Origin of the sequence: Qipengyuania thermophila, from assembly GCF_004153605.1 — a bacterium.
In the GTDB taxonomy this organism is placed as follows: Bacteria; Pseudomonadota; Alphaproteobacteria; order Sphingomonadales; family Sphingomonadaceae; genus Qipengyuania_B; species Qipengyuania_B thermophila.
The window spans coordinates 612494-630790 of record NZ_SDSI01000002.1; the positions used below are offsets into that span (position 1 = coordinate 612494).

Annotated in this window: 16 protein-coding genes; 8 read left to right on the forward strand and 8 right to left on the reverse strand. The window is 68.2% G+C overall.

Annotation, left to right across the window (positions count from 1 at the left end; translation table 11 throughout):
• The first annotated feature begins 29 nt into the window (after nt 1-29).
• From ETO60_RS07265 to lexA, 5 genes are all read left to right on the forward strand, one after another.
• Nucleotides 30-809: a phosphodiester glycosidase family protein gene (locus ETO60_RS07265; RefSeq protein WP_234026380.1), complete on the forward strand. Its 780-nt coding sequence runs from the start codon at nt 30-32 to the stop codon at nt 807-809.
• Nucleotides 806-1408 (forward strand): anthranilate synthase component II, encoded by a 603-nt coding sequence (locus ETO60_RS07270; RefSeq protein WP_130004168.1) that lies wholly within the window; start codon nt 806-808, stop codon nt 1406-1408. The genes ETO60_RS07265 and ETO60_RS07270 overlap by 4 nt, the downstream gene beginning before the upstream one ends.
• Complete coding sequence (trpD, locus tag ETO60_RS07275; protein WP_130004170.1) at nt 1405-2412, forward strand: anthranilate phosphoribosyltransferase; 1008 nt, start codon at nt 1405-1407, stop codon at nt 2410-2412. Before ETO60_RS07270 ends, trpD begins: the two co-directional genes overlap by 4 nt.
• A complete protein-coding gene (gene trpC / locus ETO60_RS07280; RefSeq protein WP_130004173.1) occupies nt 2409-3194 on the forward strand; it encodes an indole-3-glycerol phosphate synthase TrpC in 786 nt (261 codons plus the stop codon). The genes trpD and trpC overlap by 4 nt, the downstream gene beginning before the upstream one ends.
• A gap of 175 nt (nt 3195-3369) precedes the next feature.
• On the forward strand, nt 3370-4041 hold the full coding sequence (gene lexA / locus ETO60_RS07285) for a transcriptional repressor LexA (protein WP_130004175.1): 672 nt from the start codon (nt 3370-3372) through the stop codon (nt 4039-4041).
• Here the strand turns inward: lexA and ETO60_RS07290 are convergent.
• Nucleotides 4032-6134, reverse strand: coding sequence for a ComEC/Rec2 family competence protein (locus ETO60_RS07290; protein ID WP_234026381.1), 2103 nt, complete (start codon nt 6132-6134; stop codon nt 4032-4034). The two genes, lexA and ETO60_RS07290, sit on opposite strands and share 10 nt — an antisense overlap.
• A 126-nt stretch (nt 6135-6260) precedes the next feature.
• On the opposite strand from ETO60_RS07290, the gene gltX reads away from it, so the two are divergent.
• Nucleotides 6261-7721, forward strand: coding sequence for a glutamate--tRNA ligase (gene gltX / locus ETO60_RS07295; RefSeq protein WP_390612646.1), 1461 nt, complete (start codon nt 6261-6263; stop codon nt 7719-7721).
• Nucleotides 7708-9000 carry a citrate synthase gene (locus ETO60_RS07300; protein ID WP_130004672.1) on the forward strand — a complete coding sequence of 431 codons (1293 nt, stop codon included), beginning with the start codon at nt 7708-7710 and terminating at the stop codon, nt 8998-9000. Before gltX ends, ETO60_RS07300 begins: the two co-directional genes overlap by 14 nt.
• Before the next feature lie 27 nt (nt 9001-9027).
• Here the strand turns inward: ETO60_RS07300 and ETO60_RS07305 are convergent, their stop codons facing one another.
• The 4 genes from ETO60_RS07305 to ETO60_RS07320 form a co-directional block, all read right to left on the reverse strand.
• Nucleotides 9028-10395, reverse strand: a complete 1368-nt coding sequence (locus ETO60_RS07305) for a sensor histidine kinase (RefSeq protein WP_130004179.1) — start codon at nt 10393-10395, stop codon at nt 9028-9030.
• Nucleotides 10396-10399: 4 nt separating this feature from the next.
• Entirely contained in the window at nt 10400-11266 is an 867-nt protein-coding gene (locus ETO60_RS07310) for a hypothetical protein (RefSeq protein ID WP_130004181.1), read from the reverse strand.
• A complete protein-coding gene (locus ETO60_RS07315) occupies nt 11229-12464 on the reverse strand; it encodes a hypothetical protein (RefSeq protein ID WP_130004183.1) in 1236 nt (411 codons plus the stop codon). The genes ETO60_RS07310 and ETO60_RS07315 overlap by 38 nt, the downstream gene beginning before the upstream one ends.
• Before the next feature lie 61 nt (nt 12465-12525).
• Complete coding sequence (locus ETO60_RS07320; protein ID WP_234026382.1) at nt 12526-12834, reverse strand: Hpt domain-containing protein; 309 nt, start codon at nt 12832-12834, stop codon at nt 12526-12528.
• Nucleotides 12835-12909: 75 nt separating this feature from the next.
• Here ETO60_RS07320 and ETO60_RS07325 point away from each other — a divergent pair, with 75 nt between their 5' ends.
• Complete coding sequence (locus tag ETO60_RS07325; protein ID WP_130004187.1) at nt 12910-15552, forward strand: coiled-coil domain-containing protein; 2643 nt, start codon at nt 12910-12912, stop codon at nt 15550-15552.
• Nucleotides 15553-15581: 29 nt separating this feature from the next.
• On the opposite strand, the gene ETO60_RS07330 is transcribed toward ETO60_RS07325, so the two are convergent.
• The 3 genes from ETO60_RS07330 to ETO60_RS07340 are packed head-to-tail and all read right to left on the reverse strand — an operon-like array spanning nt 15582 to nt 18296.
• A complete protein-coding gene (locus tag ETO60_RS07330) occupies nt 15582-15857 on the reverse strand; it encodes a DUF1467 family protein (protein WP_130004189.1) in 276 nt (91 codons plus the stop codon).
• A gap of 13 nt (nt 15858-15870) precedes the next feature.
• The gene (locus ETO60_RS07335) at nt 15871-17508 is read right to left on the reverse strand and encodes a ribonuclease J (protein ID WP_130004191.1); all 1638 of its coding nucleotides are present in this window, start codon (nt 17506-17508) and stop codon (nt 15871-15873) included.
• On the reverse strand, nt 17505-18296 hold the full coding sequence (locus ETO60_RS07340) for a type III pantothenate kinase (protein ID WP_130004193.1): 792 nt from the start codon (nt 18294-18296) through the stop codon (nt 17505-17507). The genes ETO60_RS07335 and ETO60_RS07340 overlap by 4 nt, the downstream gene beginning before the upstream one ends.
• Between the last annotated feature and the right edge of the window lies 1 nt (nt 18297).

Consider the following 18297-nt stretch of genomic DNA (forward strand, 5'->3'; position numbering starts at 1 on the left):
GCGAGCAGCAGCCGGCCGGCGACCCGCTGGTGAGGACCACGATCCGCGCCGACGCGGAAGGCGCCGTTTCGTCGAGCGAGCCGGCGAACGACGTGCCGCCCCCCCTCAACGCGCAGGTCGAATCCTCGTGCCGGCCGATCATCTTCGAAAACACGCCGTTCACCCATTGTCTGGCGGTGCCGGACCGGCATCGCATCACCACCGCCCTCAACGGCCCTGCCGGCCCGTTGCGCGGGTTCGAGGCGCTGGCGGCGAGCCGCGCGCCGGACGCGCCGCCGGTCGCCTTTGCCATCAACGGCGGCAGTTTCGACGACCAGGGCGTCCCCGTCGGCTACTTCGTCGAAGCCTCGCAGCGACTCCAGCCGCTCAACACCGAAACGGGAGAAGGCGACTTTTTCATGACGCCCAACGGGGTGTTCTTCGGGTCCGGCGAGAAGTGGGAGGTGCGCACGACGACCGATTTCCTCGCCAACGTGTCGCAAAGGCCCGAGTTCGGCACCCAGTCAGGACCGATGCTCGTCATCGCCGGCCGCCTGCACCCGCGCATGGCGGCGGACGGCCCCGACCGCCTCGTGCGCAGCGCGGTGGGCACGGACAAGGACGGACGCGCGCATTTCGTCATCAGCAACGCTCCGGTCAGCTTCGGCAAGCTTGCCCGTCTTTACCGCGACAAGCTCGCGGTGAGCGATGCTCTCCATCTCGACGGCCCGGTTTCGGCCTTGTGGAGCCCCGCCAACGGGCGTCTCGACGCCGGCGCGCCGCTCGGCCCCATGATCGTGGTCGAGCGCCGGCAGGAAAGCGGCGAATGATCCTGGTCATCGACAATTACGACAGCTTCACCTTCAACCTCATCCACTACCTTCAGGAACTGGGCGCGGCCGTCGAGGTCGCGCGCAACGACGCGCTCACCGCGGCGCAGGCGCTGGGCAGCGGGGCTGCGGGCATCCTCATCTCTCCTGGGCCCGGTACACCCGACGATGCCGGCATCACGCTGGATGTCGTGGCCGCCTGCGCCCAGGAGTCCCGCCCGCTCCTGGGCGTGTGCCTCGGGCATCAGGCCATCGGCCAGGCGTTCGGCGGCACCGTCGTGCGCGGGGCGCTCATGCACGGCAAGACAAGCGCCATCGCCCATGACGGGACCGGTCTTTTTGCAGGGCTGCCGAACGGCTTCACCGCAACGCGCTACCACTCGCTTGTCGTCGATGCCGTTCCCGACGAGCTGGTGGTCAACGCGACGAGCACCACGCCCGGCCTTCCCGGCGAAGCCGTAATGGGGCTTCGTCACCGCACCCTGCCGATCCACGGGGTGCAGTTCCACCCGGAAAGCATTGCCTCCGAGCACGGCCATCAGCTGCTCGCCAACTTCCTCGCCCTGTGCGGCGAGCAGCCTTGTGGCGTCTCGGGGTGAGCAGTCTCCCCGATCCTGGCGAGCACTTGGACGTGGAGCAGGCGGAGGATGTCTTCGGCCGCCTGCTGGACGACGAGTCGATCCCCGAGGACGAGATCGGCGCCTTTCTGATCGGTCTGACCGAGCGAAGCGAGACCGCCGCCGAGATCGCCGGCGCAGCCCGGGCGCTGCGGGCACGCATGATCCGCATCGCTGCGCCGAGCGGGACCATCGATGTCTGCGGGACGGGTGGCGACGGACACCACACCCTGAACGTGTCGACCGGGGTGAGTCTCGCCGTGGCGGCGGCGGGCGTGCCGGTGGCCAAGCACGGCAACCGGGCTGCCTCGTCGCGATCGGGCGCGGCGGACACTCTCGAGCAGCTTGGTCTGGACATGGATGCCGCCGGTCGCTCTGCCGAACAGTCGCTGGCCAGCCTCGGCATCTGCTTCCTGTTCGCCGCCAACCATCACCCCGCGATGCGCCGCATCCAGCCGATCCGCCGCCGGCTGGGCCGCAGGACGATCTTCAATCTCATGGGTCCCTTGTCCAACCCGGCCGGGGTCGAGCGGCAGCTGATCGGCATCGCGCGCCCGGCCTATGTGCCCATCTACGCCGAAGCGCAGGCGCAACTGAACAGCGCCTTCACCATGATCGTGTCGGGCGACGAGGGGCTGGACGAATTGAGCCTTGCCGGTGGCAACGAGGTTGCCGAGGTCCGCGGCTCCTCGTTCGAGATGCGACGCCTCGACGCCGGCGTCGTCGGCCTGCCCCGAACGCCGGTCACGGCCATCAGGGGCGGCGATCCACGTCACAACGCCGAGCGGCTGCGCGCGGTTCTGGCCGGAACGAAGGATGCCTTTCGCGACGCCATCGTCTTCAACGGCGCGGCCGCCCTCGCCGTCGCCGGACGCGGAGACGGCTGGACCGAGCGGCGCAGCATGATCGAGGACGCTCTCGACAGCGGAAGAGCCGCCCGGCTGCTTGACCAGTGGATCGATCTGGCGCGGGATGTCGCGCCATGAACATGCTGCGCGAAATCTGTGCGACCAAGCGCGAGGAGGTTGTGCAAGCCAGAGCGCGGCAGCCATACGGCGAACTCGCTCGGCGGTGTGCGGACGCCGATCCGCCGCGGGGGTTTGCCAGGAGGCTCCGGGCGGCTGCGCAGGACGGCTACGGCCTCATTGCCGAGATCAAGCACAAGAGCCCTTCGAAGGGCGTAATCCGCGAGCGTTTCGACCCCGCAGCGCATGCAAGGGAGTATGAACGGGGCGGAGCGGCCTGCCTTTCGGTGCTGACCGACCGTTCCTACTTCGGGGGCGCGGACGACCACCTGCGCGGGGCGCGGGCGGCATGCGGTCTGCCGGTTCTGCGGAAGGACTTCCTCGTCGATCCGTGGCAGGTGGCGCAAAGCCGCGCCCTCGGCGCGGACGCGGTCCTCATCATCGTCGCCGCTCTCGACCAGACGACCATGCACGAGATCGAAGATGCGGCGGAAGAGCATGGGATGGACGTGCTTGTCGAGGTGCACGATGCGGACGAGCTTGCCCGCGCGCTTGATCTGCGCAGCCCGCTGATCGGCGTCAACAACCGCGACCTGCGCACGTTCAAGACGGATCTCTGCGTGACGGAGCGGCTGGCGCCTCTGGTTCCATCCACCCGCACTGTGGTCGCGGAGAGCGGCATCGACGCGCACACCGACCTCAAACGCCTGGAAAATGCGGGTGTCCGCACCTTCCTCGTCGGGGAAGCGCTGATGCGCCAAGCGGATTTGGCAGCCGCAACCACCCGCCTGCTGCGCGGCTAAGGACGCACGGCAGCACGCGAGGCCAATGCAGCCGATCTTTGGCTGCGGCAGTCCGGCCCCGTTTCGTTGCTTTGTCTTGACCTCACGCCGATGGTTGCTTAGTTGTTCTTCATTCGTTCGCATGATGGTGCGTGTGGGCGCACAGTCCTGGCCGGACGACTGGAGATCACGACTGATGTTGACCGCCAAACAGCACCAACTTCTCCTCTTCATCCAGCGTCGCCTAGACGCGACCGGCGTGTCGCCGTCGTTCGAGGAGATGAAGGAGGCGCTCGACCTCAAGAGCAAGTCGGGAGTTCACCGCCTCATCACCGCCTTGGTGGAGCGCGGATTCATCAGACGGTTGCCGAACCGGGCGCGCGCGCTCGAGGTGCTCAGGATGCCGGAGATGTCCCGCGCCGGAGCGGCCACCCCTGCGGCCGTGCTGAAGGGTGCAAGGGACATCCGCCACGAGCCGGCGAACGACACCATCGAACTGCCGCTGCACGGGCGGATCGCGGCCGGCGTGCCGATCGAGGCGATCGAGGACCGCCAGAGTCTGAGCGTTCCGGCAGCGCTGCTCGGCCCCGGCGAGCATTTCGCCCTTGAAGTCGCCGGAGATTCCATGGTCGAGGCCGGCATTCTCGACGGTGACTATGCTCTCATCCGGCGCACCGACACCGCGCGCGACGGTGAAATCGTTGTGGCGCTGGTGAACGACGAGGAAGCGACGTTGAAGTATCTTCGCCGCGAACGGGGCCGGATCCGGCTTGATCCCGCCAACGCCAGCTATTCTCCGCAGGTCTACGAACCGCATCAGGTGAAGGTGCAGGGACGGCTGGCAGGGTTGCTGCGGCGCTACAATTGACCTTGTGCGCTTGGGGGCGCACTCCATCCGTGAGCGGCGCCGGGCGTGCGGACCTGAACGATCCGCTTCTGCGCGAGGTGCACGGCCACGCCGCCGGTGCGCTCAAGCATGCGCCGGTCGATCGTCAGCCAGCGGGCCTGGCAGGAGCGCGGCAGGCGTCGGGGCGCGACAACGATGTCCGCTGCGCCGCAGGCGGCGGCAAGCGCGTCGGCGTCGACGCGGTGGTCCGAGCGGGCGAGCAGCATCGTCCACACGCGTCCGTCGCGGCGCAGCTCGGCGGCACAGAAATCCGCATTGCACCGCGCGCCCGGCCACTGCGTCAGGGACGACATCGTGCCGTCCACAGCCGCGAGACGGGTCAGATGCTCGGCAACGTAGTCGGACCGCGTGTTCCGCAGCGTAAGGAGTTCCCCTGTGTCGCTCCGCACCGCGACGTGGCGGCCATCGCCCGTGACCACCAGGTCGGGCGGCGACATCATCACGGTCGCTGTGGCAGCCAGCGCCACCGGCAGCAGACCGAACAGCCGGACCTTCCCCTGCCACAGGGCAAGCCACGCCAGCCCTGCCGCGAAGGTCAGGGCCACACCAACGCCCATGTGCGGGTGCAGGCGGGCGGCGCCAGGCTGCGCGGCGGTGAAATGCGCGAGTCCGAGCAGCGTGTCGAGCGACCACTGCACGAGCGGCCATGTCACCCCGCCCAGCCCCGCGACGTCGAGCAGCAGCGAGAGCGCGATGAACGGCATGGCGCAGAATGTCACCAGCGGGATCGCCACGACGTTTGCCAGCGCGCCGTAAAGGCCGGCGCGCTGGAAATGGAACAGCACGATCGGCATTAGTGCCAGTTCGATCACGAGGCCGGTGGTGAACAGCGCGACCATGTTGCGCCCCGCCCGATGATGCAGCGGCTCGGCCCGCGGCGCGAGCCATGCCCGGGCGGGAGCGGATCCGTGCAGGGCGACGATCGCAATCACCGCGGCAAAGCTCATCTGGAAGCTCGGCGTGACCACCTGTTCGGGCCACAGCACCATGACGACGGCGGCGGCCATGGCCACCATGCGCATCGACAGCGCCTGCCGCCCCAGGATCAGCGCGACCAGCACCAGCAGGGCGGCAAGGCAGCTGCGCACCGTGGGCACCTCGGCTCCGGTGAGCAGGGTGTATCCCACGCCGCTCACCGCGCCCCCGAACGCCGCCACAAGCGGAACCCTGATGCGCAGCGCAAGCGGCGGCACCGCCGCCAGGACACGCGCGATCACGAAGTAGGCGGCCGCGATGGTGGCGCTGACGTGAAGGCCGCTGATCGAGAGCAGATGCGTCAGGCCGGCGTCGCGCATGGCCTCGTCATCGGCAGCGGCGATGCTGCCGCGGTCCCCGCTGGCGAAGGCGGCGGCGATCGCGCCGGACGAACCCTCGACCCGGCTTCGCACATGGGCCGACAGGGCGCGCTGCGTTTCCGCCAGTCTCCTCGCCTGTCGGACTGGGGGCGGCTGCACCTCCATGATCTCCAGCGCGGTGCCGGTTGCGGCCAGCCCCGCAAACCACGCCGCGCGGGCGAAGTCGTACGCACCGGGGAGCATCGGCTCGGCGGGCGGCATGAGGCGCGCCCGGACAGTGACGCGCGCGCCTTCGCGCAGGAGTGGCTGATCCATCGCCTCCGGAACATTCAGCCGGACCTTGATCAGCCGCCCGTCGCGTGCGTCTCTCGTCGCCAGGGTCAGCCGGACGCGTTGCTGCGCCGGCTGCTCTTCGCGGGTCAGGACGCTGGCCGCATAGATGCCCACCTGCGGAGCCCCGATAGGTGCGGCGCCGACCACCTCCGAACGCAGCCACATGAGACCCGTTCCCGCGGCACAGAGAAGCGGCGCGCTGACCCCGGCGAGCAGCAGCGCGCGGCGGTTCTCGCGCCCGCGCCAGTGCAGCCACGCCGCACCTGCACCCCCTGCAAGGGCCGCACACCACAGCAGCCACGCGGCGCGGTCCGGCAGGAGAAACCACGCGGCGATGCCCGCCGCCACCATCAGCACCAGCCATGGTCCCCGCGCCGTGTCCTGCCTGAGGAGGAAGTCGTCGACCGCGTCGGCGCATCTGGACAAAGAGTCCGGCGTCGGCCAAGAGCGCTGCAATGCAGCATGATGCCCCGCTTCCGCCGATTGGATCATGACCATGACCGGGGTTCTGAACTGTCGCGGACGAACAGACGGTAAAGATTGGCGCCCATCGTGACACTCTCGTCCCGCAGGGTGGTGACGCGGTTTGCCCCGTCACCCACCGGCTTTCTCCACATCGGCGGCGCGCGGACGGCGCTCTTCAACTGGCTCTTTGCGCGCCATCACGCGGGCACGGCGCTGTTGAGGATCGAGGACACCGATCAGAAGCGTTCGACGCCCGAGGCGGTCGACGCCATCATCAACGGTCTGGCATGGCTCGGCCTCGACCACGACGGGCCGGTCGTGTTCCAGTCGACGCGCAGCGAGCGGCACCGGGAGGTGGCGCTGAAGCTGCTGGAGCATGGTCACGCCTACCGCTGCTATGCCACGCCCGAGGAGCTGGCCGAAATGCGCGAGCAGCAGCGCGCGGCCCGGCAACCGATCCGTTATGACGGCCGCTGGCGCGACGCCGACAGCGCGCATGTCGCCCCGGACACCCCGTTCACCGTGCGGATCAGGATGCCGCGCTCGGGCTGCACCACCATCGCCGACGCCGTGCAGGGCGAGGTCACGGTCGCCAACAGCGAACTGGACGACTTCGTGCTGCTCCGCGCGGACGGGACGGCGACCTACATGCTGGCCGTCGTGGTCGATGATCACGACATGGGCGTGACCCACGTCATCCGCGGCGACGACCACCTCAACAACGCGTTCCGCCAGCTGCCGCTGTTCAGGGCCATGGACGCGGTCGAGGGCGGCTGGCCCGATCCGGTCTTCGCCCACATCCCGCTGATCCACGGCAGTGACGGTGCCAAGCTGTCGAAGCGTCATGGCGCCCTGAGTGTCGAAGCCTATCGCGACGAGTTCGGCATCCTTCCGGAGGCGCTCTTCAACTACCTTCTGCGACTTGGCTGGGGGCATGGCGACACCGAGGAGATCAGCCGCGAGGACGCGATCCGCCTGTTTGATCTCTCGGGTGTCGGCCGCAGCCCGTCACGCTTCGACCTGCGCAAGCTCGAACATCTCAACGGGCATTACCTGCGCGAGGCCGACGATGCCCGGCTAGCCGCGCTCGTGGCAGAGCGGCTCGAGCTGCCGGTGGCCCGTGACCTGCTGGTGCAGGCCATGCCGTTCATCAAGGTGCGCGCTAGGAACCTCAACGAACTCGCCGAAGGCGCCCGCTTCCTTGCAGCCGGCGAGCCGCGCGACCTGACCGACAAGGCTGAGGCGCTGCTCTCGGGCGACGGTCGGCGGCATCTCGGCATCGCCGCGGAGGCGCTCGCCAGCACGCACTGGGACGGCGCTTCGCTCGAGGCGGCGCTCGTCGCGGCGGCCGCCGGAGCCGGCCTCAAGCTCGGCCAGCTGGCGCAGCCGCTGCGCGCGGCGCTGACCGGCACGACGTCCTCGCCCGGCATCTTCGATGTCCTCGTCCTGCTGGGCCGCGAGGAGTCGATGCGCCGCATCCGCGCGCATCTTGCGCCGGGCGCCCCACAGAACCACCTCGCAACGGATGGAGGAGATGCTCGTGTCTGAGAACAAGGCCACGCTGACTGTCGGCGGCAAGGAACGCACATACGACGTTCTGTCGGGCAGTTGCGGCCCCGACGTGATCGACATCCGAAAACTGTACGGCGACACGGGCTGCTTCACCTACGATCCCGGCTACAAGTCGACGGCGAGCTGTGAAAGCGCCCTCACCTACATCGACGGCGAGCAGGGGGTGCTGCTGCATCGCGGTTATCCCATCGGCCAGTTGGCCGAGCATTCCTCCTTCATGGAAGTCGCCTATCTGCTGCTGAACGGCGAACTGCCGTCGCAGCAGGAGCTGGACGAGTTCACCTGGACCATCACCCGCCACACCATGCTGCACGAGCAGCTGGCGACCTTCTACCGGGGTTTCCGCCGCGACGCGCACCCGATGGCGATCATGTGCGGGGTTGTCGGCGCGCTGAGCGCCTTCTACCACGACAGCACCGACATCTCCGATCCCGAGCACCGGATCATCAGTTCGCACCGGCTGATCGCCAAGATGCCGACCATCGCCGCGATGGCGTACAAGTACTCGATCGGACAGCCGTTCCTCTATCCCGACAACTCGCTGAGCTACACCGGCAACTTCCTCCGGATGACGTTCGGCGTGCCCGCAGAGGAGTACGACCTGCACCCGGCGGTGGAGAAGGCGGTGGACCGCATCTTCATCCTGCACGCCGACCACGAACAGAACGCCTCGACATCGACGGTGCGGCTGGCCGGTTCCTCCGGCGCCAATCCCTTCGCCTGCATCGCGGCGGGCATCGCCTGCCTGTGGGGTCCGGCGCATGGCGGCGCAAACGAGGCCGCACTCAACATGCTGCGCGAGATCGGCACCCCCGACCGTATCCAGCACTACATCGACCGCGCCAAGGACAAGAACGATCCGTTCCGCCTGATGGGATTTGGCCATCGCGTGTACAAGAATTATGACCCCCGCGCGACAGTGATGCAGAAGACGGTGCGCGAGGTCTTCGACGCGCTGAAGGTCGACGATCCCGTGTTCGAAACGGCGCTGCGGCTTGAGGAAATCGCGTTGAACGACGACTATTTCCGCGAAAAGAAGCTCTTCCCCAATGTGGACTTCTACTCCGGCATCATCCTGTCGGCCATCGGCTTCCCGACCACCATGTTCACGGCGCTCTTCGCGCTTGCCCGCACGGTGGGCTGGGTGGCGCAGTGGAATGAGATGATTTCCGACCCGGACCAGGTCATCGGCCGTCCGCGTCAGCTGTACACCGGCCCGACGGAGCGGGACTACGTGCCGATCGGCTCGCGCTGACGCCGCACGGCCGCCGGCTGGCGACTGTCAGCCGGCGTGCGGGAGCGGCAGCGTCAGGGTGAAACGTGTGCCGTTTCCGCCCGTCTCGTCGATGGCCAGTCTGCCGCCCATCTCTTCGGCCTGGCGGCGTGACGCGAACAGCCCCAGCCCGCTGCCCGGCTGATCCTGCCGACCGAGGCGCTCTCCGGGGCGGAAAAGACGTTCCTTCGCGCTCGCGGCGAGTTCCGCCCCCTCGTCCGTCACGCTGACCTTGGCGACACCGGCGGCCCGTGCGACCGAAATCTGCACAGTCGACCGGGCGGGACCATACTTGATCGCGTTGGCGAGCAGGTTGAGGACGATCTGCCTCACGCGCCGCTCATCGCCTTGTGCCACGAGCGAAGGGGATGAAGCGGCCACCGCCAGCCTGATGCCGCGGCGGTCTGCTTCTCCAGCGAGCATCTGCGCCGCGCTTTGGCACACGGCGAAGAGATCCACCGTGGCGCCCTGCGGCAATTCCCCGCTGTCGACCTCATCCGGCAGATCCAATGCGGCGAGCATGGAGCGCAGATGCTGCACCGCCTCCACGATGTTGGCCGCATACTGGCTGTAGGTGTCCGGCAGGGGGCCGCGCAGGCGCCGCGCGGTGAGAGCGGCATTGGCCGCAATGCGATCCACCGGCGTCGCCAACGCGGGGACGAGCAGGGATCCAATCGCCTCCCGATCGAACCCGTCCTCCGTGTCGCTCTCGTCGACGAGCGCCGTCTGCGGCACAAGGTGCAGGTCGAAACCCTTTGCGACCCCGGCAATCGTGATTTCATCGAGCCGGATCGTCCAGCGACGCTCCGAGCCCGGGATCTCGCATTCGGCGCCGTCAAGAACCTGCCACGGCGTGAGGAGAGGATCCTGTCCGTGAACGAGGCGCACGAACCGGAACCAGGGCTGCCCGATTCCGCCGCGCATCGCCGCGGCGACGGCGCGCGTGTCCCTGCCCCGTGCGGTCACTGCGCACAGGTTCTGCTGCGGATCCAGCCTCGCGGACACTTCCGCGAGCGTCATGTCGACCCGGCGCCGCACGGCGTCGGCGTGCGCAGTCTCATCGAAGTGCCGAGCGCCGTGCGAGACCGAGTACACGCGGATCTTGCACCCGTTGCCGTCGGCGAGCGGTTCGCACTCTGCCCACAGCTTGATGCAGCGGTCCCCGGCATAGGCCCGGACCGTGCGGCTGAGACGCACGCCCAAATCGACCGCCTGATCGGCAAGCGCCGCCAGATCGGGCACCGCGATTGCGCCGGGGATCACGCCGCCATGGTCCCGCTGAAGCGAGGCGATCAGCGGATCGGCGCTGAGCAGCAGACCGCCGCGGTCGCGCAGGCCTTCGGCAAGCGGCACCCGGCGTGTTGCTGCGGTGGTCATGACGCTACGCCGCCCGCAAGGCCAGCGGCCAGCGCCCATGCAGAAGGAGCATCGTCCTGATCTGCGTCTCGTCGGCTGCTCCCGCAGCCTGCATCGCGGCAAGCAGATCGTCCGCATGCTCTTCCATCAGGAGAGGTGCGGCTTCGGCGTGCGGAATGCGGCGGAGGGCGGCAAGGTGGGCGACGAAGCATGGGGCGCCGGCAAGTTCCAGGCGCTGCTTCGCCGAAGCAGTCCCGCACACGGGCTCAAGCCGGTCAAGGAGGGCAAGGCGCGTGCTGTTCCCGTCGTGGCGGGCGCGGCAGTGACGTTCCACCGCGTCGGCGGTGCCGTCGCATCCGGCCACATCGCGCACAGTGTTCATGAGAAGGGCGAGCAGCGGCTCCGGCAGCTGTGGAAATGGCAAGCGCATGCGACGCATGTTCCCAAGAAACTCCGCCTGTGCCTGGACAAATTGCGCGGCAAGGCGGGCGACGTCGCGCTCCTCCGTGCCCAGCGCAGTGCAGATCAGCGGCGGCATCAGCGCATCGACGTGTCCGGCCTCGCTCAGACGCACGCTGCCCAGGTACTCAACGGTCAGGCCGAAACAGTGGGTGACGAGAGGTTCACATGAGAGAAGCCCGGACGTCATCGCATCCAACTTGTCGCCACGTAGCCCTCCGCCCCGTGCGTCCTCTGCGGCGTCGATCATCTGTGTCGCGAGGTCGCTGATCAGGGCCAGAACATGTGCGGCGATCTGCTCCGGCACAGGTGGCGCCCCCATGGGCGGACGCAGGGCACCGGCAGGAGCGAAGCCGCGACCTTGCGGATGCTGGCGATCCGATGCGCCGACGTCCTCAGCGCCAGCCGAGGAAGATCCTGTGAACACGGCCATGATGCGGACCGTTAGCATGCGACCGGGTGCCCGTCGTCATTTCATGCGCACCTGTCCTGTAAGCGTACATGGCGATCAGCAAAGCCGATCCGAGCAGGGCCACGGCGGGCGCGAGCAGACCGGTGAGATAGGCTCCACTGGCCAGCAGGCCGAGCAGCACCCGATCCTGCACCACGCGCACCGCCGGCGGAAGGGAGGCGAGCGCGGTGGCGAGATGAATCAGCACCACTGTGCTGATGGCGAGATAGGCCGCAAGAACGCCGCCCGCGTCGGGAAGCAGCGCCCCTGCAAGACCAGTGGCGAACACAAGATCGAGCACGAGTGTGTCAAACAACGCCGCTTGTGCAGGAACCGTCTCCCCGGATTTGCGCACGGACGCGCGCGCCAAACTCCGCAATGTCGCCAAGGCAAAGGCGATCGTGCAAAGAAGCAGAGCGGCAAATGGCGAGCCGACCGCAACGGCGGCGAGGCTGCCGACACCGGCAACGACGAGCGCGACGGTGAGGTGCTGCGCCGCCTGCGCCCCGTGCCAGCCGGACAGCATGGCGCGGAGCATCAAGGCTCTGAGCATTCGCTGCAGCGGGGCCGTATGGCCGCCGTCATGGCTCAACCGTTGCAGCCGTGCCTCCGCGAGAGCCGCCACCTCTCCCGCGTTGCGCGGCATGTGCAGCTGGCCAAGTTCCAGCCACGGGTCGACCGGCGCATCAGGAGTTCCGCCAATCAGGGCGAGGCGCAGCAATGCCGACGCTGCGTCGCTGTCGGGCGGGAGCGCTGCGAGACCTGCCACGCATGTGCCCGGCACGGTCATGATCCCGGCCCACGCACGGCGCGCGTCGATGCGCTCGAACCCCAAGGGAATAGCGGCAGCAGCGTTCGCGGTCAGGATCTGGTTGTGCCTGGCGTCCACCCTGGCAAGCAGCTCGTCGGCGATCCACAGGTCGGAAGCAAAGACCATCAGCCGCTGGTCCGCCGTCACCATGTCGGCGATCGCGTGCGCTCCGGCGACGGAGAGGCAGGTGAGGCCGGTGCGTTCACGGATCAGGCGGGCCTGCCCTGGCGTGCCGTTGACCAGCAGCACCCTGCCGCATCCGCTCGCCGCAGCACACGCCGCCTGACGCAGCAGCAGCAGGGTGGAGGCGTCTTCCTGCGCCGCCGGCGCATGGAGCGAGCGGTTCGGCGACAGGAGCGCGATCAGCATGCAGGCGGTCCGCGGCGTTGCCGGATCATGCCCGAGGTGTATTGCGGCCAATGCCTTGGCGTCAACCGGGGATCGGTTCCTCGCGGGTCTGCTCGATCCAGCGCGTCAATTCGTCGATGACCACCGGCTCGCCCGGTGCGGAGAGCAGAGCCGCATCCGCCACGGTCGTCAGATCCTCGTCCATGAAGCTCACCGCAAGACCCCGGATCCGGGCAGACACCGTGTACCAGTGCGCATCGCCTCGCGCCTGCCTGAGCAGGTCCACCTGCCGCTCGACGCTTTCGAGCAGGGCGTCGCGAAGCTCCCGATGAAGGGCCGGATCAGGGCCAACGGCGGTGGCCAAGGCCGTGTCCAGCGATCGTGGCAGCATGCGCATGAGGACGCCGCTTAACGGCGAATGGTTAAAACAGGTTTATCGGCCCCGCATCCGTGATAGCGTCGGCTCATGAGCAGCAGCGGCCCTTTTCGCACCGTCACCTCCTATGACGACTCCGCGGCCGAACCGGCACCGGATGCCGCCGGCGGCGACGGGAATGCGCTTCCGCTTGCGTCCGAGGTTCCGTCCGACGACACGCACTGGCAGGCGCCTGATCACGACGACACACCGTCGGTCCGCGCCGCCCGCCGGCGGGTTGCCGTTGTCGGCGCGTTGGGCATCCTCCTCTGGACCGCGCTGTTCGCCTACCTTCAGCGCGAGGTGCTTGCGGGAGGCATCACCGCTCCGCAAGTGACGGCCCTGCTGCGCGACTGGGCTGTCCCGCCCATGCTGGTGCTGGTGTGCTGGCTTCTGCTGATGCGCACCAGCACTCGCGAGGCGAGCCGCTTCCGGAACATCTCGCTGAGCCTGGACACTCAGGCCGTGCTCCTTGAACAGCGTCTCGCCTCCATCAACCGCGAGCTGAGCCTTGCCCGTGACTTCCTCAGTCACGAGACGCGCGAACTCGATTTCATCGGGCGTAGCGCGGTGGAGCGTGTCACGTCGCATGCCGGGGCCTTGCAGGAGGCCGTGGCGTTCAACGCCGCGCATGTCGACACCATCGCCACTGTCGGCGCGGCCGCGCTCGAAAACATGAACCGGCTGCGACAGGATCTGCCTGTCATCGCCGCCGCCGCCCGCGACATGAGCAACCAGATCGGCAATGTGGGCCGCAGCGCGAGCGAGCAAATCGACCATCTCGGGCGGGAACTAGAAACCCTTCAGGAGGCGGGATCAGCCGCGGCGGCGCGTTTCGACGAGGTGCAGTCGCACGCCGCCCGCCTCTTCTCTGACGCGCGCGAGCAGGTCGGGGAGCTGGCCTCGCTGGCCGAACAACGGCTCCGGACGATCGAGGCCGAGGCATCGGCCCTTCACCGTTCGATGGCGGCTCACGAGGACGAGGCGATCGCGGCCCTGACGCTGCGCACGGGCCGGCTCACCGACGAGCTGGTGCGCCACCACGAACGCCTGATCGAAGACGAGAACGCGCACAGTGCCCGGCTTGCCGAACGGATGGACGCGACGCGGGAGCAGATCGGGGCGCTCAACCGTGCGCTGAGCGAGGAAGCGGAACGCGCCGAGCAGCACGCGCAGCAACGTCTCGATCAGCTCAGGGACTCGACGACCGGGCTGCTGGCCGAGCTGGCGGAGCTGGAGCGGCAGGCCGGTGCCGAGAGCGCTCAGCGGATGAGCCGCTTGCGGCAGGCCGTGGCGGACTGCGACAGCGCCTTGAAGCTGCGCGAACAGCGTGTGCAGGAGCAGGCCGAAAGTTTCGCCGCCCGTCTCGCCGAACAGCAGGGGCTCTGGAGCGATGCGCTGCGTGAACAGGCCGCCACGCTCGACCACGACCTCGGCGCCCGCCAGGCACGCTGGGAGCAAGGTCTGGCCGGGCTCACCCGCGAAGCCGAGCGGGTCCTGCACGCGGCCGAGCGCACCGAGCAGACGCTGCATCATGTCACGCAGGAGGCAGGCGCCGCCCGTCACAGCATGGACCTGTCGGTGCAGGAACTCATCGAAAGGCTCGGTGCCCTGCGCGAGCTGGTCGAGGAGGCTGACGCCGCTCTGTCGGTGACCGCCCGGACCGGGCAGGAGACTCTCGATCTGGCCCGCAGCACCGCCACCGTTCTCGGCGAGCAGGTCGGCAGCCTTGCGCCGCAAAGCCTCGAGGTTGCCACGTCCCTCAGGCAGGTTGCCGATGACGTGGCCCGCCGCCTCGACACCAGTGCCGACGTGGCAGGCCGGCTGCAGGAGCAGCTCGCGGCCGTTCACTCTGTGTCCGGCGCGACCGGAACCGGTCTGAAGGCGGCGAGCGGAGAACTCGCTGCGCTTCTGGAGCAGCATGCGCAGGCGCGTGAACACCTCGACCATCATCTGCACCAGCTCCGCGCAACCCTGAATGACTCCGCGCAACTGCGTCTTGCCGAGGTGGACGCCGAAGCGGAGCAGCTGGTCCGGCGGTTCGACGAGCGGCTGAAACAGGAGCTTGACGCCCGCTCGGGTGGGATCGCCGCCGCGTTCGCCGATCTGGCGCGCCGGGCACAGGAGGACCTCTCCGGTACGCTCGCCGACGCGGGCGAGGATGCGGCCCGGCACATCGAGACGACGCTGGCGCAGGCGGCGGCGCGGAGCCACGATGCGTTGAGCGCCCTTCGCGACCAGCTGGCGCGCCTGAACGAGCTGACGGCGAATCTCGAAGCGCGCGTGAGCCGGGCGCGCGAGCAGGCCGAGGAGGAACAGGACAGCGGCTTTGCGCGCCGGGTCAGCGCGCTGACCGAACAGCTGCAATCCGCCTCGATCGACGTGGAGAAGTTCCTCGCCACGGAGGTGAGCGACCTTGAATGGCAGGCCTACCTGAAAGGGGACCGCGGCATTTTCAGCCGCAAGGCCGTGCGGCTGCTGGCGCAAAAGGAGGCGCGGGAAATCGCCGACCTTTACCATCAGGATGCGGATTTCCGCGAGACGGTGAACCGCTACATCCACGACTTCGAGAGCATGCTGCGGCTTCTGCTGTCGACCCGCGAAGGGCACAATGTGGGCGTCACCATGCTCAGTTCGGACATCGGCAAGCTTTACGTCGCGCTGGCTCAGGCGATCGAGCGCCTGCGGCGCTGATCGCGCTGACCGGCTCGTTCGCTTCGCGCTCAGTCGAGGGCAGGCGGATTGTACAGGTTGAGGTCCTCGGCCACGATCCAGCCGTTGACGTAGTTGGCGACATAAAGCCCGGTCAGCACCGCCGCGAGCAGCGTTGCCCGCAGGACCAGACGTCCGGGGCGGAAATTGGCCGGCGCACTGTCGGCCTGGCCGGGGGTCTTGCGCAAGTTTAGCTCGTCATGGGTGCGCACCCCGAAGGGGAGCATGAGGAAGGCACAGGCCGTCCACACCAGAATGTAAATCGCGACGATGGAGGTCCACTGCATCAGCGACGCCGCCTCAGATCTGGATCACATGCACCTGCGGGTTCTTGCCGCTCCACCGACGGGCGGCCTGCCGGACGGCAACCCGCATCGCCTCCTGCAGCGCCGCTGCATCGCTGCGCCTGATGTCGCGTCGACGCGCCGCCTTGCCGGCGTCAGCCACCGCCTCCTCGACGAACTGCTCGTGATCTTCGTCGAGCGGCAGGCCGAAGCTGTGCACGGCGAGGATCGCATCCTCCTGCGCGACGACGACCACGAGGCCGTTCGCGGCCAGCCGCCGCCGCGCCGTGACGGCATCGCCATCGGCAGGGATGATGAGGTCGCCATCGAGCACCAGACGGCCGGTCCGCACCCGCGCGATCACCTCCGGCGTGCCGGGCGCAAGCCGCACAATGTCGCCGTTCTTCTGAAGGAGACTGTGCGGCACGCCGCGCGCCTTTCCAAGGCGTGCGTGCTCGACGAGGTGACGCAGCTCCCCGTGGACCGGCACGAGGATGTCTGGCCGCAAGCAGTCGATGAGGGTGTTCAACTCCGGCTGTCCGGGGTGGCCGGAAACATGGATGCGGCGCTGATCGTCCATGACCATGCGGATGCCGCGGCCCGCCAAGGCGTTCTGGACCTGACCGACGGCGACTTCGTTGCCGGGGATCTGGCGACTGGAGAAGAGCACGACGTCGCCTTCTGCCAGCTCGACCGGATGCGTTCCTTCGGCCATTCTCGCGAGGGCCGCCCGCGGCTCCCCCTGCCCGCCGGTCGCCAGCACCATGACCTGCCCCCGCGGCAGCTGCATGGCTTCCTCGGCGCTGATGGGGCGGGGAAACCCGACGAGATAGCCGCGTTGCTGCGCCACCTCGATGATGCGGTCGATCGACCGTCCCGCGACACAGATCTGCCGCCCCGTTTCGCGCGCCACCTCGCCGAGCGACTGAAGCCGCGCCACGTTCGAAGCGAAGGTGGTGACCACGATCCTGCTGTCCGGATGACGACGCACCTCCTCGAGCAGGCCCTTGTACACGGCACCCTCGGACCCGCTCGGGGTTGGCTTGAAGACGTTCGTGGAGTCGCTGACCAGCGCAAGCACACCTTCGTCGCCAAGCGCACGCAGCTCGTCGAGATCAGCCGGTTCATCGATGATCGGCTCGGCGTCGAATTTCCAGTCGCCGGAGTGGAACACCCGCCCGTGGGCCGTGTCGATGAGCAGCGCATTCGCCTCGGCAATGGAATGCGCCATGGGCAGGAAGGTGAGCGTGAACGGCCCGAGCCGGAACGGCTCGCGGAGGGCGTCGATGACGTGAACCTCCACCCGGTCGCTCAGACCCGCCTCGGCGAGCTTGCGCGCGATCAGCTCGGCGGCGAACGGCATGGCGTAGATCGGCAGGTGGAGTTCGTCCGCCAGATAAGGGATGGCGCCGATGTGGTCCTCGTGACCGTGCGTGATCACGAGGCCGACCACCTCGGACAGGCGCTCCTCCACGAACTCCAGATCGGGGAACACCAGATCCACGCCCGGATAGCGTCCGCCGGAGAACGTCATCCCGAGGTCGACCATCAGCCACTTGCCGTCGCAGCCGTAGAGGGTGACGTTCATCCCCACCTCGCCGGAGCCGCCCAGCGCCAGGAAAAGAAGCTCGTTCTCGGGTGTGCCGTTCTTCATCGCCGGTTCCGTCTTGCCATCAGGGCGAGCCCTTTCAAGGTGAGGTCTCCATCCACCACGTCGAACAAACGCGTGTGTTCCTGAAACAGCACCGCAAGGCCGCCTGTTGCGATGACGGTGCAGGGGCGGCCGATCTCGTTCCGCATGCGCGTCACCAGCCCCTCGATCATGGCGACATAGCCCCAGAACAGGCCGACGCGCATCTGCTCCTCCGTCGTGCGGGCGACGATCTGTGCTCCGGCGGGTGGTGACACCGGCACCCGCGGCAGTTTGGCCGTGTTGGCAACCAGCGCTTCAAGCGAGAGATTGATGCCGGGCGCGATGATCCCGCCCTTGTATGCTCCGTCGGCGGCCACGTGATCAAAGGTGGTGGCCGTGCCAAAATCGACGACGATGAGGTCGCCCGGATGCTCGGCGTGCGCCGCCACCGCGTTCAGCGCCCGGTCCGCGCCCAAGGAGGCAGGATCGGGCAAATCTATCCGCATCGGCCATCCCGTCTCCCCCTCGCCTGCAAACTCGGCGGTGACACCGAAATAGCGGCTGGCTAGCTGCGCAAGGTTGTGCCGTGCGCGGGGCACGACGGTGCCGATGATGCACGCATTGATTTCGGTCCGCGCGTGCCCCTCGATGGCGAGCAGTTGCAGAAGCCAGACCGCGTACTCGTCCGCAGTGCGGCGCGGGTCGGTGGCGATGCGCCAGCGTGCGCAGATGCGGGGCGCGGCGCCCCCTTCGGCGGCGATCAGGGCAAACACCACGTTCGTGTTGCCGACATCAACGGCGAGAAGCACG

Excerpts from the sequence above, each read along its gene's own strand:
- ETO60_RS07270 (WP_130004168.1), top strand. The coding sequence starts at position 806 with ATGATCCTGGTCATCGACAATTACGACAGCTTCACCTTCAACCTCATC.
- trpC (WP_130004173.1), top strand. The coding sequence starts at position 2,409 with ATGAACATGCTGCGCGAAATCTGTGCGACCAAGCGCGAGGAGGTTGTG.
- lexA (WP_130004175.1), top strand. The coding sequence starts at position 3,370 with ATGTTGACCGCCAAACAGCACCAACTTCTCCTCTTCATCCAGCGTCGC.
- ETO60_RS07300 (WP_130004672.1), top strand. The coding sequence starts at position 7,708 with ATGCTCGTGTCTGAGAACAAGGCCACGCTGACTGTCGGCGGCAAGGAA.
- ETO60_RS07305 (WP_130004179.1), bottom strand. The coding sequence starts at position 10,395 with ATGACCACCGCAGCAACACGCCGGGTGCCGCTTGCCGAAGGCCTGCGC.
- ETO60_RS07310 (WP_130004181.1), bottom strand. The coding sequence starts at position 11,266 with ATGGCCGTGTTCACAGGATCTTCCTCGGCTGGCGCTGAGGACGTCGGC.
- ETO60_RS07315 (WP_130004183.1), bottom strand. The coding sequence starts at position 12,464 with ATGCTGATCGCGCTCCTGTCGCCGAACCGCTCGCTCCATGCGCCGGCG.
- ETO60_RS07320 (WP_234026382.1), bottom strand. The coding sequence starts at position 12,834 with ATGCTGCCACGATCGCTGGACACGGCCTTGGCCACCGCCGTTGGCCCT.
- ETO60_RS07325 (WP_130004187.1), top strand. The coding sequence starts at position 12,910 with ATGAGCAGCAGCGGCCCTTTTCGCACCGTCACCTCCTATGACGACTCC.
- ETO60_RS07330 (WP_130004189.1), bottom strand. The coding sequence starts at position 15,857 with ATGCAGTGGACCTCCATCGTCGCGATTTACATTCTGGTGTGGACGGCC.
- ETO60_RS07335 (WP_130004191.1), bottom strand. The coding sequence starts at position 17,508 with ATGAAGAACGGCACACCCGAGAACGAGCTTCTTTTCCTGGCGCTGGGC.